Here is a 14191-nt window from a genome sequence, read left to right on the forward strand (position 1 = left end):
GAGCGATCTGATTACCATGCCACCCTCGCCACCTCGACACGGAAACGCCCAATGACTGCTACCGCCACGTGCCTCACCGAACCCGGCCGCTGCGCACGCCTGAAAGCGTCCAGCAGCCGCGACCACGACAGTGTCGACGCACTGGTCATGGCCGCACGCCCCTTCGAGGACCGTGAGCGCTATGCCCGCTTCCTGCAGGTGCAACACCGTTTCCATGGCAGCCTGACGGCGTTGTACCGCGACGAGCAGCTGAATCGACGGCTGCCGGGGTTGGTGCATTTATCGCGGTTCGAAGCGGTGGAGGCAGATCTGCAAGCCTTGGGGTTGCCGCTGCCTGCTGCGCCGCAACGGGTCATTACCAGCCCTGCCGAGGCGTTGGGTTGGCTGTATTGCAGCGAAGGGTCGAACCTGGGGGCGGCGTTCCTGTTCAAACAGACCCAGCGTCTGGGCCTGGATGGCAACCTGGGCGCTCGGCACCTGGCGCCCCACCCCGATGGCCGCGGCCTGCACTGGCGTGAGTTTGTCGCCAAGCTTGATGGGTTGGCACTTGAGGCTGATGAGGAAGCGGAGGTGGTTGCCGGGGTGATTGCCGCGTTTGAAAGTTATCGGGGGCATTTGCGGGCTGTGTTTGTGGCGGATGGGGGTTGATAGTGCGATAGGGCAGACAAGCGCCGCGCACCATGCCCCAGGAATAATTGGCCCGAAACAGATGAGCAGCCTTGTGCTGCGAAGCGCCGCGCGGGCGGCGCTCGATCTCATAGGCGCCAAATCAATCAACCCCTACCCCTTCTAGAACTTTTCCCTATTTAAAGGTCTATCTGCACAGGTAAATAGAACCAGAGGTTGGCTTCGCTCATGAAAATGCATGTCGCACGGTTGATGCTTCTCAGCCTGTTCACGTTCGCGGCGGTGGGCTCGGCATCAGCATCACAGATGAAGACCTCGAACGCGGTCTCCCCGGCGGCAACCGTTCAGGCACCGCAGCATCCGGCAGAAAACCCTTGGCCGACCGTGGCCAGCCTGGCGGGTGAGCACACGGCGCCGTTGCTCGCCCATGATGACCGCGACTGGCACGATGATCATTGGCACGATCGCAGAGGCGACTGGCGCCGCGAACAATGGCGCCGCGAGCAAGCCCGGCGCGAAGCGGAGCGCCGACGCGATTGGGAACGCCGTCGTGATTGGGAGCGCCGCCATGAACGGGCGATGCATCACCGCTATCAGGACGATCACCGCTACTATCGCCGTTGATGCGCGGCCCCGGTAGGAGCAGCCTTGTGCTGCGAAGAGGCCGGTACAGACCCCAGTAATTCGTGGCTGGTACCGGCCTCTTCGCAGCACAAGGCTGCTCCTGCTCACGACGCAAGCCGTGCATGTCCAGCGCGTGCGGCAGTCCCCAGGCAAAAATTGAACTACTCGCACTCCCAAGCTCTCTTACTCAGTGAGTGGTTTATTTCCTTGGGCTTGACGCTACTGGAGAACACACTATGCGCCACCTATTCCTCGCCCCCGCGCTGCTGCTCCTGCTGCCTGCCGGTGCTGCCCTGGCCCGCGTCGATGCGGGCGACGTGGCCACCTCGGCCGGTGTTTCCGCTTCGCTGTATTCGACCTTCAAGGACGATAAACGGATTATCCCGGCCCGTGACGAGCTGTCTGCCTTCGTCGCCAGCGGCGGTGCTATCCGCGGTGCCTACGTGGAATCGGCGCTGGAACAGGCACGCAAGGACCACCCCGGCCTGCAGGCCAATGACGAAGAACTGGCCCGGGCCATTCTCTCCCAGGACGATCCTGTAGCAAATCATTGAAACCTTGCGCTCAGCACACCCATGCCCGCTTCTCTTCGCAGATTGAGCAGGCGTGGGTGTGCTGCGGGCACACGCAGGCTGAAGGGGTGATACGCTTCCAACGACAATAACAATTGCCGCCGAGTGAGCCCCATGAACATCCTCTACGACGAGCGGGTCGATGGAGCGCTGCCTGACGTGGACCTGCCCGCCCTGCTCAAGGCCCTGCGCGATGCGCTGCCGGACCTGACGATTCTTCATCGCGCAGAAGACCTCAAACCCTACGAGTGTGACGGCCTCTCCGCCTACCGAACGGTGCCCCTGCTGGTGGTGCTGCCCGAACGCCTGGAACAGGTTCAGTCCTTATTGCAACTCTGCCACCAACGCGGCGTACCGGTGGTGGCGCGCGGTGCCGGCACCGGGCTTTCCGGGGGTGCCCTGCCACTGGCCAAAGGCATCCTGCTGGTAATGGCGCGCTTCAACCGCATTCTTGAGATAAACCCCGAGGGGCGCTTCGCCCGTGTTCAGCCCGGGGTACGCAACCTGGCGATCTCCCAGGCTGCCGCACCCCATGGCCTGTACTACGCCCCCGACCCGTCTTCGCAAATCGCCTGCTCCATCGGCGGCAATGTAGCCGAAAATGCCGGGGGCGTGCATTGCCTCAAGTATGGTTTGACCGTGCACAACCTGCTCAAGGTGGAGATTCTCACAGTCGAAGGTGAACGCCTGACACTGGGCAGCGACGCCCTCGACAGCCCCGGTTTCGACCTGCTGGCACTGTTCACCGGCTCCGAAGGCATGCTCGGCATCATCACCGAAGTGACCGTCAAGTTGCTGCCCAGGCCCCAGGTGGCGCGGGTGTTGCTCGCCAGCTTCGACTGCGTCGAGGATGCCGGCAGGGCAGTGGCCGAAATCATCGGCGCCGGGATCATCCCCGGCGGGCTGGAGATGATGGACAACCTGGCGATTCGCGCTGCCGAGGACTTCATCCACGCAGGCTACCCCGTGGATGCCGCGGCGATCCTGCTGTGCGAACTCGATGGTGTCGAGGCCGATGTGCATGACGACTGCGAGCGGGTCGCGGCCGTGCTGACCCAAGCCGGCGCACGCGAGGTGCGGCTGGCCTGCGACGAGGCAGAACGCGCGCGTTTCTGGGCCGGGCGCAAGAATGCCTTCCCGGCGGTGGGGCGCATTTCACCCGACTACTATTGCATGGATGGCACCATCCCACGCCGCGAGTTGCCGCGCGTCCTCAAGGGCATCAGCGCACTGTCCGAACAGTACGGCTTGCGCGTGGCCAATGTGTTCCATGCCGGCGATGGCAACATGCACCCGCTGATCCTGTTCGATGCCAACCTGCCCGGCGAACTGGAACGCGCCGAGGCCATTGGCGGCAAGATCCTCGAACTGTGCGTGGCGGTTGGCGGCAGCATCACCGGCGAGCACGGCGTCGGGCGGGAGAAGATCAACCAGATGTGCGCGCAGTTCAACAGCGACGAAATCACCCTGTTCCACGCCGTGAAGGCCGCCTTCGACCCGCAAGGGTTGCTCAACCCTGGCAAGAACATCCCCACCCTGCACCGCTGCGCCGAATTCGGCGCGATGCATGTGCACCACGGGCAGTTGCCCTTCCCTGACCTGGAGCGTTTCTGATGGGCAAGGACCGCGACATCAGCCAGGCCCTGCTGGAGCAGGTCAACCAGGCACTGATCCTGGGCACACCGCTGCGAATCCAGGGCGGCAACAGCAAGGCCATGCTCGGCTGCCCGGTCGCCGGGGAAGTCATCGATACCCGCGGCCATCGCGGTATCGTCAGCTACGACCCCACTGAACTGGTGCTGACCGCACGCGCCGGCACGCCGCTGCAGGAAGTCGAGGCAGCGCTGCACGAGGCTGGCCAGATGCTGCCTTGCGAACCCCCGCACCTCGGCCCCGAAGCGACCCTCGGCGGTGTCGTTGCGGCGGGGTTGTCTGGGCCACGGCGGCCTTGGGCCGGGGCGGTGCGCGATCATGTGCTCGGCACCCGGGTGATCACTGGCCACGGCAAACTGCTGCGTTTTGGCGGTGAAGTCATGAAGAACGTCGCCGGGTATGACGTCTCGCGGCTAATGGTCGGCAGTTTCGGTTGCCTTGGCCTGCTGACCGAGGTGTCGCTGAAAGTACTGCCGCGCCCGCGCCAATGCCTGAGCCTATGCCTGCCGATGGACCGTCACCAGGCGCTGGCGGCGCTTACCGCCTGGGGCCAGCAGCCGCTGCCGATCAGTGCGGCCTGCCATGACGGCGAGGCGCTGTACCTGCGCCTGGAAGGGGGTGAAGGCTCGGTGCAGTCGGCACGCCAACGCCTGGGAGGTGACGTGCTCGACAGCTGTTTCTGGACCGACCTGCGCGAGCAGCGCCTGGCTTTTTTTGACGACCCGGCGCCGCTGTGGCGGCTGTCCGTGCCCAACGCCACCGGGGAGCTGAACCTGCCCGGGCGCCAACTGATCGACTGGGGCGGCGCGCAGCGCTGGCTGAAGTCGAGCGCGCCAGTGGAGTCGATTCGCGCAGCGGTTGCCAACGTCGGCGGCCATGCCACTTGCTACGCACCTGGCGAACAGAGCAGCGCACCGTTGCCCGCCGCCCTGCTGCGCTACCACAAAGCCCTCAAGCAGCAGCTCGACCCCCAGGGCATCTTCAACCCTGGCCGCCTGTACCCAGACCTATGAGGGCACACCATGCAAACCAATCTGAGTGAAGCCGCCAAACGCCTGCCCCGCGCCGAAGAGGCCGAACGCATTCTGCGTAGCTGCGTGCACTGTGGTTTCTGCACGGCCACCTGCCCCACCTATCAGTTGCTCGGCGACGAGCTGGATGGCCCTCGCGGGCGCATCTACCTGATCAAACAAGTGCTCGAAGGTGCACCAATCACCGCCAGCACGCAACTGCACCTGGACCGCTGCCTGACCTGCCGCAACTGCGAAACCACCTGCCCTTCAGGCGTGAAATACCACGATTTGCTGGACATCGGCCGCGCCGTGGTCGAACAGCAAGTGCCACGCCCGCTTGGCCAGCGCCTGCTGCAGGGGGGGCTGCGGGCGGTGGTGCCGCGCCCTGCGCTGTTCAAGGCCCTGTGCCGCACTGGGCAAGCCTTGCGCCCGGTGCTGCCGGCAACCCTGAAAAGCAAGCTGCCCGCCCGGGTGACCGCACCCGGCGTACGGCCGGCGCCACGGCATGCGCGCCGGGTGCTGTTGCTCGAAGGCTGCGTGCAGCCAGCGCTGTCGCCCAATACCAACGCCGCTGCCGCGCGCGTGCTGGACCGGTTGGGGATCAGCGTCGACCCGATTCGCGAAGCCGGTTGCTGTGGTGCGGTCGATTACCACCTCAATGCCCAGGCCCAAGGCCTGGACCGCGCCCGGCGCAACATCGACGCCTGGTGGCCGGCCATCGAAGCGGGGGCTGAAGCCATTGTGCAAACGGCCAGCGGCTGCGGCGCGTTCGTGCGCGATTACGGCCACTTGCTGGAAGCGGACCCGCGGTATGCCGCCAAGGCGGCGCGGGTCAGTGCCTTGTCTCGCGACCTGGTGGAAGTGCTGTGCGAAGCGCCGGTCGAGCAGCTTGGGCTGTGCGCCGAGCAGCGTGTGGCCTTTCATTGTCCGTGCACCTTGCAGCACGCGCTCAAGCTTGGCGGTGCGGTGGAAGGCCTGCTGACTCGCCTCGGTTTTACCCTGACCGCGGTGCCGGATGGCCATTTGTGCTGTGGGTCGGCGGGGACCTATTCGCTGACCCAGCCTGAGCTGTCGCGGCAGTTGCGGGACAATCGATTGAAGGCCTTGGAGAGCGGCAGGCCGCAGGTCATTGTTACCGCCAACATCGGTTGCCAGGCCCACCTTGCTGGGGCCGGGCGCACGCCGGTGCGGCATTGGGTTGAAATTGTTGATGCGGGTTTGGGTTTGGGTTTGGGGGCGGGATAGGTATGACGTTAGATGTGTAGCGCCTATGAGATCGAGCGCCGCCCGCGCGGCGCTTCGCGGGGCAAGCCCGCTCCCACATCTGTTTCGGGCCAGTGAGGCCTGTGATATTGGTGCGCGACCGCCTTGTTGGTCCAACTCGATATTGAGGTGGGCGGTAAGGGGCCGCGCGCCCATGGAATAGGAATAACTGGCCCGAAACAGATGTGGGAGCAGCCTTGTGCTGCGAAGCGCCGCGCGGGCGGCGCTCGATCTCATAAGCGCAGAAAACCCCAAGGCCGAACACTTTCAGAAATCCCCCACAACCACGTCAGAAACGCCCTACTTGTCGCGCCTGACTGCTGAAAACATGATCCCTCTGGACGACTCAGAGGAGGCCCCCCGCATGCACCAGTCCGCTCGCCCCACCGCCGAACTGCGCCACACCCTGCGTGAACTGCTGGCCCACAAGGTCAGCAACCCTGATGACGACCCGCACCTGTCGGGTGTGCTGTTCTTCTGTGCCACCGACGAGCGCACCCGCCAGTTGATCGAGCGCATCGAGCTGCTGGCCAGCGAAGCCTTCTTCGACGCCAGTGGCCGCGCCATCACCCACCGGATGCGAGCGGCTGCGGTTGACGGGGTGCGTATCAAGCAAAAACACAAGGCACCGGCCGATGAAACGGTGATACGCATCGCCCTGCCCGACAAAGGCTACATCACGGTCAGCACGGCACGCTTGTAGGCGCACCACGGTGCATTGGCACTGTACGTCGAAGTGCGATCCGCTATCCTCAGCACTCCCCTGCACCGGATCGTTTCATGGAACTGCACATCCGCCTGGAAGGCCGTAAAGGCCTCGCCGACCAGCTCTACCAGCAACTGCGCGCGGGCATCGACAGTGGCCACCTGGCGGCCGGCAGCCAATTGCCGCCCACCCGGCTGCTGGCCGAACAACTGGGCGTGTCGCGCAAGACCGTGGCCGAAGCGTACTCCAGGCTTACCTATGACAACCTGCTCAGCGGTGTGGTCGGCCGTGGCACGTTCATCACTCCGCGCCACCCCCTGCGTTCGAACGAGGCAACGGCCATCCCCTTGGCGGCTGCGGCATCCCTCGAACGCTGGCAACAACGCGCGACCGTGCTGGGTAGGCCGCAACTGCAAGCACCGTCGCGCTATGACTTCGTTGGCGGTGCGTCGAGCAAGACGCAGTTCCCGTTCGACCAGTGGCGCAGCTGCCTGAACTACGCCCTGCGCCGCAGCCAGCGGCACCCCGAGCGGCAGTTCTCTGCCCAGGGGCTGCCTGAGCTGCGTGAAGCCATCGCCCACCACATCGCCTACGCTCGCGGCGTGCATTGCAACGCAGCGGACGTGCTGGTGTGCAATGGCGCGCAACAGGCGCTGGACCTGATCGCCCGGGTACTGATCGAACCGGGCTGCCCGGTGGCCATGGAAGACCCGGGTTACCCGCCGGCCCGTCAACTGTTCCTGGCCTTGGGCGCACGCCTGCAATCAATACCGGTCGATGATCAAGGGATGTGCGTCGAGCAGATCGCCGACGGCACGCGGCTGATCTACGTGACCCCGTCACACCAGTTCCCCCTCGGCATGCCGATGAGCGAGCCGCGCAGGCGGGCGTTATTGGCACGCGCCGCCGAGCTTGGCGCGTTGATCATTGAAGACGATTACGACTGCGAATTCCGCTACCAGGGGCCGCCCGCCGACGCCTTGCAGCGCCTCGACCGGCATGGCCTGGTGGCCTACGTCGGGACCTTCTCCAAGACCCTGCTGCAGGAGCTGCGCCTGGGCTACGCCGTGTTGCCGCCCGCGGTGCTGAAGGCTGCCTGTGTGGCCAAGCACCTGAGCGACTGGCACAGCCCGACCCTGCTGCAATGGGCGCTGGCGCGCTTCATCAGCGAGGGCCACCTGAACAAGCACATCCGCCGCTGCCACGATGTCTACAGTGCCCGCCGCGAGCGCATCCTCGCCCGCCTGGGCGGCGACCTGGCGCCTTGGTTCAGCGCCGTGCCGGCCAGCGCCGGTTTCCACCTGAGCGCATTGGCCAAGCCGGGGGTGGATGTCGAACTGCTGGCCAACCTCGCACGCAAGGTGGAGGTCGGCCTTTACTCGCTGGCACCCTTCTTCAGTGACGTGCCTGTGCGCCCTGGGCTGGTAATGGGCTTCGGCGCCATCGAATTGCTCGACATCGACCCCGCCCTTGACCGTGTTCGCGATACCCTGCAACGCCTTAGCTGACCGACGCGGCCTGGCCGTTCGGCACCGAACGGGCAATAGCTGCCGCGTAGCCGCGTGGCGCGAAACAGGCCGTCACCAGCAACATCGCCACCACGGTCACGGTCAACAGCACCCACGACGCCTGGAAGTCGCCACTGACGTCGCGCAACCAGCCCGTGATGTACGGCACGATCCCGGTAATGATGAAGCCGATCCCTTGAACAAAGGCCGCCAGGCTCCCCGCTTCGGCGGGTGTTTTCAGGTGCTCCAGGGTCAGTGTCAGGCTCTGGCTGAAGCACGCCCCCAGGCCAAAGCCGATCATCGCCACCCACACGCCCATGCTCAGCGTGGGCGCCAGCAGCAGCCCAAGGAAGCCGGCCAGCTGGATCGAAAGCGCCAGCCACAACCCAGGCCGACGGTCCACCCAGCGGCGCAGCAACAACGGCAGCCCCAGCGCGCCGGCAACTTGGAAGATCGTCATCAGCCCCACCAGGTCACCACCGCCCTGGGCGGTCCCGCCGTGCTCCAGGTGATAGGCCGGTAACCAAGCGACCATGCTGGTATAGCCACCATTGATCAGACCGAAATACACCGCCAGCAACCAGGCACGGCGGGTGCCGAACCAATGCCCGCCTGCGGCACCCGCCAGCGTCGGCGTAGCCTGCCGTGGCCGCAGCAGCGTCCAGGCCAGCAGCGCCACAAGCGCCGGGATCGCCCACAGGCCCAGCCCGGCCTGCCAATGGCCAAAGTACCCACTGATATGCGGGCCAAGCACCGCCGCCAAGCCGCCACCACTCATCAAGGCCGCAGAATACATGCCCATGGCCCCAGCCAGGCGGGTCGGGAACCAGCGATTGACCAACCCCGGCATCATGCCCTGGACCACCGCCACGCCGAGGCCGGCGACCACCGCGCTGGCAATCAATCCCCAGGCGCTGTCCAGTTGCAGGCGCCACAAGCACGCCAGCGCAATGGCCGACAAGCCGGCGAGCATGCCGCCATGTTCGCTGATCCAGCGCCGCAACCAAGGTTGCAACAACGGCACCAGGCCCATGCACAACACGGGCAACGCGGTCAGCAGTGCGGCCTGCTGATAGCCCAGGCCGGTACTGGCGCGCATGGGTTCGAGCAGCGGCCCGACGCTGGTGAGGATCGGGCGCAAGTTCAGCGCCAGCAGCACCACCAGCAACAGATTCAAGGCAGTTCTCATTGCGTGTTGGCCTGCTTCCACTCAAGGTACAGGCCGGCTTCGCCACTGGGTTTCAGCGGCCGCAACGGCAGGCTCTGCTGCTGCGGTGGGCGCGCCATCTGCGCATACACCGCAGCGGTGGACAAGCCGAAGGGTTCGCCTTCATCGTTGTCATAGGCGAACCAGGCACGCTCGATGCCGCACAGGTGCATGGCCGCCAGGCACATCGGGCACGGGTGACCGCTGGCGTAGACCTCGGCACCGTCCAGACGAGCCTGGCCCAAGGCATGCGCGGCCTTGCGGATGGCCTGCATCTCGGCATGGGCGGTCGGGTCCTGGGTGCTGTGGATCTCGTTGACCGCGCGCGCCACCACCTGCCCCTGGTAGACCAGCACCGCACCAAAGGGCCGGCCACCGGCCTGAATGTTGGTGCGGGCCAGTTCGAGTGCTTCGCGCATATAGCGTTCTTCGGACATGAATCGGTACTCCTTCTGCAAGACCTGGCCATTATCCCGGCTTGCCGGCCCCGGCAGAAATGAAGAGATTGGATGCACCTCAGTGGCCACCTGAATGCCCGGATTGGCCTCCGGGCAAAGTGTGCGATTGGCTATCGGGCTGATCGCTGCACAGCGCTAAGGTAGCGCCATGTCCACCCAACACCTTCTGGAGAACACCATGAACACACGTATTGAATGGGCCAAGCACGCACCGGAAGCCTACAAAGCCATGGTCGGCCTGGAACAGGCCCTGGCCAAGTGCGGCCTGGAGAATTCACTGCTCGAATTGGTGCGCCTGCGCGCTTCGCAGATCAACGGCTGCGCCTACTGCGTCAACATGCATGCCAATGACGCACGCCAGGCCGGCGAAACCGAAGCACGCCTGCAAACGCTCAGCGTGTGGCAGGAAACCGCCTACTTCACTGCGCGTGAACGTGCCGCACTGGCGTGGGTAGAGTGCCTGACCCGGCTGCCGGAGCGCGGTGCGCCACAACCGGAATACGAAGCGCTGCAAGCGCATTTCGAGCCGCAGGAAGTGGTCAACCTGACGCTGGCCATCGCCACCATCAATGCCTGGAACCGCTTCGGCGTCGGCTTTGCGATGGTGCCGGCCTGATGGTGTCGGCTTAGCCACTGCGCCCGGTCAACTTGGCTCGATAGCTGCCGGGGCTCTGCCCGGTCCACTTCTTGAACGCCCGGTGGAATGCACTGGGCTCCTGGAACCCGGCCTGCTCGGCAACCTCGGCGATGCTCAGCACCCCTTCGCGCAAGTGCTCGAAGGCCATCGCCCGGCGTACTTCGTCCTTTATCTGCTGGTACGAACGCCCCTCCCGCTCCAGCTGACGGCGGAACGTACTGGCGCTGATTCCCTGCACCTGGGCCAACGCGGCCAACGTCGGCCATTGCCCGTAGCGACGTGCGCGTAGGTGGCGATACACCTCGGCCACCAGGCCGTTCTGGTTGCGAAAGCGAATGACCAGGCCTTGGGGGGCGCTGCGCAAAAAGGTCTTCAAGGCCGGCAGGTCCTGCACCACTGGTAGGCGCAGGTAGGCACTGTCGAACTCCACTTCGGTACGCCCACTGCCCAGGCGTAGGTCAGGCCCCCACAGCAGCAGGTCATCGTCCTGCGCAGGGCGCGATACCGCAAGCTCGGTGCGGTCGATGGCAATGCGCCGCCCTGCCAGCCAGCACAGCAAGCCGATCATCAGCACCAGGTAGGTTTCTTCGGCATACACGCGCGTAACCGGGTCGGCAATGCTCGACTGCACGCTGATCACCGCCCTGCCGCCGCGTAGCGTGAGGCTACCGCGCAGGTCACGCAGAAACAGGCCAAAACCGCCCATGCACTGACGCAAGGCCTTTTCCAGGTTCGGCTCCTGAATCAAGCCACGGCAGATCAGGGCAAAGCTGCCCAGCGGCATGCCGTGGCTGTCGAGGCAGAAAAACTCGTCGTCCAACAGTTGGATCAGGGCCAGCCACAGCTGGGCGAATGCCTTGGCCGGCACGCGGGCCTGGGGCTGCTCGAGCAGTTGCGGGTCGATACCGACCGCACGCAGGTGTGCATCGCGCACGTCCGGGCGTTCGCGCAGGGCATGAAGCATGGCTTCGAGGAAGTACACGGCGACCGTATCGCTATCGCGCATGGCGGATTTCGCTGTCTATGCTGAGTGGCAAAAAGTGCCAGGTTGATTGAACAGATCCGGCATAGGCTCTGACAGAGCCTTTGCCTAGACTCGGATGAACGAAGGGATCGCCCGCCATTCTCGCAGAGCCAGGCCCGGTCCCGCCATGCCTTCGCAATCGGAGCCCCTATGAGCAGCGCAGAAATTTACGTCGTCAGTGCCGTCCGTTCAGCCATTGGTGGCTTTGGCGGTTCCCTCAAGGACCTGCCGCTGGCCGACCTCGCCACCGCCGTAACCCGTGCCGCCATCGAACGCGCGGGCGTGGACGCCGGGCAAATCGGCCATGTGGTGATGGGCAGCGTGATCCCCACCGAGCCCCGTGATGCCTACCTGGCGCGGGTTGCAGCGATGAACGCTGGCATCCCCAAGGAAACCCCGGCGTTCAACGTCAACCGCCTGTGCGGCTCGGGCCTGCAGGCCATTGTCTCGGCGGCACAGTGCCTGCTGCTCGGCGACACCGATGTGGCCCTGGCGGCGGGCGCCGAGTCCATGAGCCGCGGCCCGTACCTGCTGCCACAAGCCCGCTGGGGCGCACGCATGGGCGACCTGCAAGGCATCGACTACACGGTCGGCGTGCTGCAAGACCCCTTCGAACACTTCCACATGGGCATCACGGCCGAAAACGTCTCGGCCAAACACGGCATCACCCGTGAAATGCAGGACGAGCTGGCCCTGACCAGCCAGCGCCGCGCCGCACGTGCCATTGCCGAAGGCCGCTTCAGCAGCCAGATCGTCCCACTGGAACTGAAAACCCGCAAAGGCAGCGTACAGTTCAGCGTCGACGAGCATGTGCGTGGTGATGTCACCGCCGAGCAGCTGGCGGGCATGAAGACCGTGTTCAAGAAAGACGGCACCGTCACCGCCGGCAATGCCAGTGGCATCAACGACGGCGCGGCCGGCCTGGTGCTGGCCAATGGTGACGCCGTGCGCCGCCTGGGCCTGAAACCGCTGGCACGCCTGGTGGGCTACGCCCATGCCGGCGTCGAGCCCGAGCTGATGGGCCTGGGGCCGATCCCGGCAACCCGCAAGGTGCTGGAAAAAACCGGCCTGAGCATCCAGGACCTGGACGTGATCGAGTCCAACGAAGCCTTCGCCGCCCAGGCCTGCGCCGTGGCCCGCGAGCTCGGCTTCGACCCGGAAAAGGTCAACCCGAACGGTTCGGGTATCTCCCTCGGCCACCCGGTCGGCGCCACCGGCGCGATCATCGCCACCAAGGCCATCCATGAACTGCACCGCATTCAGGGCCGCTACGCCCTGGCCACCATGTGCATTGGCGGCGGCCAAGGCATCGCCGTGGTCTTCGAGCGCGTCTGAGGAAACTGACACATGAACATCGAACAGATTGCCGTGATCGGCGCGGGCACCATGGGCAACGGCATTGCCCAGGTGTGCGCCGTGGCGGGCTACCACGTGCTGCTGGTGGACGTTTCCGATGCCGCGCTGGAGCGTGGCGTGGCCACCTTGCGCAAGAACCTCGAGCGCCAGGTCAGCAAAGGCACGCTCGACGCCGAAAAGGCCGAGGCGGCGAAAACCCGTATTCGCACCAGCACCGACTACGCGCAACTCAGTGGCGCGCAGTTGGTGATCGAGGCAGCCACCGAAAACCTGCAGCTCAAGCAGCGCATCCTTCAGCAAGTGGCTGCCAGCGTGGCCGCCGACTGCCTGATCGCCACCAACACCTCGTCGCTGTCGGTCACGCAATTGGCCGCGAGCATCGAGCACCCCGAGCGGTTCATCGGTGTGCACTTCTTCAACCCGGTGCCGATGATGGCCCTGGTCGAGATCATCCGTGGCCTGCAGACCAGCGACAGCACCTATGCCCAGGCCCTGCTGGTGACCGAGAAGGTGGGCAAGACCCCGATCAGCGCCGGCAATCGCCCAGGTTTTGTGGTCAACCGCATTCTGGTGCCAATGATCAACGAAGCGATCTTCGTGCGCCAGGAAGGCCTGGCCAGTGCCGAGGACATCGACACTGGCATGCGCCTGGGCTGCAACCAGCCGATCGGCCCACTGGCACTGGCCGACCTGATCGGCCTGGATACCCTGCTGGCAATCATGGAGGCCTTCCATGAGGGCTTCAGTGACAGCAAGTACCGCCCAGCGCCGTTGCTCAAGGAAATGGTCGCGGCCGGTTGGCTGGGGCGCAAGAGCGGCCGCGGTTTCTTCACCTATTGAGGAGCAAGTGCCATGCCCCCGGTCAACGCTGCAATGCGCTGTGCCAATTTTGAAGAGCGACGTGACCGGGCCATGGCGCTGTTTGCCGAAAAGGGCTTCGGCCAGGTCAGCATGCGTGAACTGGCGGCCCACGTCGGGCTGACCGCGGGCTCGCTGTACCACCACTTCCCCAGCAAGCAGGACCTGCTGTACGACTTGATCGAAGAGTTGTACGAGGAGCTGCAGGCGACCCTGGACCTTGGGCGCAGGGCCATGGCACGGGGTGGTTCGGCGTTGTCGTGCCTGATTGCGGCGCATTGGCAGTTGCATGCCGAGCGGCCGTTGCAGTTTCGCCTGGCAGAGCGGGATTTTTGCTGCTTGAGCGAAGCGCAACAGGCGCGCCTGCTGCTGCTGCGCAGGCGTTACGAAACCGGGGTGCTGCACCTGATTGCACCGCGGGCAAGCCTCAAAGGCGAAGCACTGGCGGCAACCGCGCATGTGCTGGCGACGCTGCTCAACCAGTTGCCAGGGCTGCTGCAGGCACGGCGCCTGCCGGAAGGCGAAGGGCTGGGGTTGATGGAAAGCCTGTTGCTGGGAGGAATCGAGCGAACCCTGCGCTAACGTTCACGCTGTTGTAGGAGCAGCCTTGCGCTGCGAAGAGGCCGGCATGGGCACCTACTTCTCTATGGCTGCAATCGCGCACGCTTTTGTAGGAGCAGCCTTG

15 protein-coding genes are annotated in these 14191 nt (G+C 65.1%); 12 read left to right on the forward strand and 3 right to left on the reverse strand.

What is annotated here, in order from left to right; translation table 11 throughout:
- Window positions 1–51: 51 nt before the first annotated feature.
- From AC5PZ0_RS26865 to pdxR, 8 genes are all read left to right on the forward strand, one after another.
- Complete coding sequence (locus tag AC5PZ0_RS26865) at window positions 52–648, forward strand: biliverdin-producing heme oxygenase (RefSeq protein ID WP_493856092.1); 597 nt, start codon at window positions 52–54, stop codon at window positions 646–648.
- Window positions 649–855: 207 nt separating this feature from the next.
- A complete protein-coding gene (locus AC5PZ0_RS26870; RefSeq protein WP_493856093.1) occupies window positions 856–1251 on the forward strand; it encodes a hypothetical protein in 396 nt (131 codons plus the stop codon).
- A 236-nt stretch (window positions 1252–1487) separates the two neighbouring features.
- The gene (locus tag AC5PZ0_RS26875; RefSeq protein WP_099429773.1) at window positions 1488–1805 is read left to right on the forward strand and encodes a DUF2388 domain-containing protein; all 318 of its coding nucleotides are present in this window, start codon (window positions 1488–1490) and stop codon (window positions 1803–1805) included.
- Between the two features lie 132 nt (window positions 1806–1937).
- The gene (gene glcD, locus AC5PZ0_RS26880; RefSeq protein ID WP_274888660.1) at window positions 1938–3437 is read left to right on the forward strand and encodes a glycolate oxidase subunit GlcD; all 1500 of its coding nucleotides are present in this window, start codon (window positions 1938–1940) and stop codon (window positions 3435–3437) included.
- Entirely contained in the window at window positions 3437–4489 is a 1053-nt protein-coding gene (glcE, locus tag AC5PZ0_RS26885; protein WP_493856094.1) for a glycolate oxidase subunit GlcE, read from the forward strand. Before glcD ends, glcE begins: the two co-directional genes overlap by 1 nt.
- Before the next feature lie 9 nt (window positions 4490–4498).
- Window positions 4499–5734 (forward strand): glycolate oxidase subunit GlcF, encoded by a 1236-nt coding sequence (gene glcF, locus AC5PZ0_RS26890; protein ID WP_493856095.1) that lies wholly within the window; start codon window positions 4499–4501, stop codon window positions 5732–5734.
- 382 nt (window positions 5735–6116) lie between these two features.
- On the forward strand, window positions 6117–6455 hold the full coding sequence (locus AC5PZ0_RS26895) for a hypothetical protein (RefSeq protein WP_027593708.1): 339 nt from the start codon (window positions 6117–6119) through the stop codon (window positions 6453–6455).
- Window positions 6456–6532: 77 nt separating this feature from the next.
- Window positions 6533–7966, forward strand: coding sequence for a MocR-like pyridoxine biosynthesis transcription factor PdxR (pdxR, locus tag AC5PZ0_RS26900; RefSeq protein ID WP_027593709.1), 1434 nt, complete (start codon window positions 6533–6535; stop codon window positions 7964–7966).
- On the opposite strand, the gene AC5PZ0_RS26905 is transcribed toward pdxR, so the two are convergent.
- Together AC5PZ0_RS26905 and AC5PZ0_RS26910 are read right to left on the reverse strand one after the other, a co-directional pair.
- Window positions 7959–9155: a cyanate transporter gene (locus AC5PZ0_RS26905; protein ID WP_274888666.1), complete on the reverse strand. Its 1197-nt coding sequence runs from the start codon at window positions 9153–9155 to the stop codon at window positions 7959–7961. The genes pdxR and AC5PZ0_RS26905 overlap by 8 nt on opposite strands.
- A complete protein-coding gene (locus AC5PZ0_RS26910) occupies window positions 9152–9610 on the reverse strand; it encodes a nucleoside deaminase (protein WP_027593711.1) in 459 nt (152 codons plus the stop codon). Before AC5PZ0_RS26910 ends, AC5PZ0_RS26905 begins: the two co-directional genes overlap by 4 nt.
- 199 nt (window positions 9611–9809) lie before the next feature.
- Here AC5PZ0_RS26910 and AC5PZ0_RS26915 point away from each other — a divergent pair, with 199 nt between their 5' ends.
- Window positions 9810–10247, forward strand: coding sequence for a carboxymuconolactone decarboxylase family protein (locus tag AC5PZ0_RS26915; protein WP_027593712.1), 438 nt, complete (start codon window positions 9810–9812; stop codon window positions 10245–10247).
- A 10-nt stretch (window positions 10248–10257) separates the two neighbouring features.
- On the opposite strand, the gene AC5PZ0_RS26920 is transcribed toward AC5PZ0_RS26915, so the two are convergent.
- Window positions 10258–11274 (reverse strand): AraC family transcriptional regulator, encoded by a 1017-nt coding sequence (locus AC5PZ0_RS26920; protein ID WP_099429779.1) that lies wholly within the window; start codon window positions 11272–11274, stop codon window positions 10258–10260.
- A 168-nt stretch (window positions 11275–11442) separates the two neighbouring features.
- Between AC5PZ0_RS26920 and AC5PZ0_RS26925 the strand changes: the two genes are divergently transcribed.
- From AC5PZ0_RS26925 to AC5PZ0_RS26935, 3 genes are read left to right on the forward strand one after another with little or no spacing between them, the layout of a single operon-like run.
- Window positions 11443–12627 carry an acetyl-CoA C-acyltransferase family protein gene (locus AC5PZ0_RS26925; protein WP_274888671.1) on the forward strand — a complete coding sequence of 395 codons (1185 nt, stop codon included), beginning with the start codon at window positions 11443–11445 and terminating at the stop codon, window positions 12625–12627.
- 12 nt (window positions 12628–12639) lie between these two features.
- Entirely contained in the window at window positions 12640–13488 is an 849-nt protein-coding gene (locus AC5PZ0_RS26930; RefSeq protein ID WP_493856096.1) for a 3-hydroxybutyryl-CoA dehydrogenase, read from the forward strand.
- Window positions 13489–13500: 12 nt separating this feature from the next.
- Window positions 13501–14088, forward strand: a complete 588-nt coding sequence (locus AC5PZ0_RS26935) for a TetR/AcrR family transcriptional regulator (RefSeq protein ID WP_265967340.1) — start codon at window positions 13501–13503, stop codon at window positions 14086–14088.
- Window positions 14089–14191 lie beyond the last annotated feature (103 nt).

It is taken from the genome of Pseudomonas sp. 5.2 (assembly GCF_059025405.1).

What these genes read in the sequence shown, in the direction of transcription:
- AC5PZ0_RS26865 (WP_493856092.1), top strand. Translation starts at nt 52, where the DNA reads ATGACTGCTACCGCCACGTGCCTCACCGAACCCGGCCGCTGCGCACGC.
- AC5PZ0_RS26870 (WP_493856093.1), top strand. Translation starts at nt 856, where the DNA reads ATGAAAATGCATGTCGCACGGTTGATGCTTCTCAGCCTGTTCACGTTC.
- AC5PZ0_RS26875 (WP_099429773.1), top strand. Translation starts at nt 1,488, where the DNA reads ATGCGCCACCTATTCCTCGCCCCCGCGCTGCTGCTCCTGCTGCCTGCC.
- glcD (WP_274888660.1), top strand. Translation starts at nt 1,938, where the DNA reads ATGAACATCCTCTACGACGAGCGGGTCGATGGAGCGCTGCCTGACGTG.
- glcE (WP_493856094.1), top strand. Translation starts at nt 3,437, where the DNA reads ATGGGCAAGGACCGCGACATCAGCCAGGCCCTGCTGGAGCAGGTCAAC.
- glcF (WP_493856095.1), top strand. Translation starts at nt 4,499, where the DNA reads ATGCAAACCAATCTGAGTGAAGCCGCCAAACGCCTGCCCCGCGCCGAA.
- AC5PZ0_RS26895 (WP_027593708.1), top strand. Translation starts at nt 6,117, where the DNA reads ATGCACCAGTCCGCTCGCCCCACCGCCGAACTGCGCCACACCCTGCGT.
- pdxR (WP_027593709.1), top strand. Translation starts at nt 6,533, where the DNA reads ATGGAACTGCACATCCGCCTGGAAGGCCGTAAAGGCCTCGCCGACCAG.
- AC5PZ0_RS26905 (WP_274888666.1), bottom strand. Translation starts at nt 9,155, where the DNA reads ATGAGAACTGCCTTGAATCTGTTGCTGGTGGTGCTGCTGGCGCTGAAC.
- AC5PZ0_RS26910 (WP_027593711.1), bottom strand. Translation starts at nt 9,610, where the DNA reads ATGTCCGAAGAACGCTATATGCGCGAAGCACTCGAACTGGCCCGCACC.
- AC5PZ0_RS26915 (WP_027593712.1), top strand. Translation starts at nt 9,810, where the DNA reads ATGAACACACGTATTGAATGGGCCAAGCACGCACCGGAAGCCTACAAA.
- AC5PZ0_RS26920 (WP_099429779.1), bottom strand. Translation starts at nt 11,274, where the DNA reads ATGCGCGATAGCGATACGGTCGCCGTGTACTTCCTCGAAGCCATGCTT.
- AC5PZ0_RS26925 (WP_274888671.1), top strand. Translation starts at nt 11,443, where the DNA reads ATGAGCAGCGCAGAAATTTACGTCGTCAGTGCCGTCCGTTCAGCCATT.
- AC5PZ0_RS26930 (WP_493856096.1), top strand. Translation starts at nt 12,640, where the DNA reads ATGAACATCGAACAGATTGCCGTGATCGGCGCGGGCACCATGGGCAAC.
- AC5PZ0_RS26935 (WP_265967340.1), top strand. Translation starts at nt 13,501, where the DNA reads ATGCCCCCGGTCAACGCTGCAATGCGCTGTGCCAATTTTGAAGAGCGA.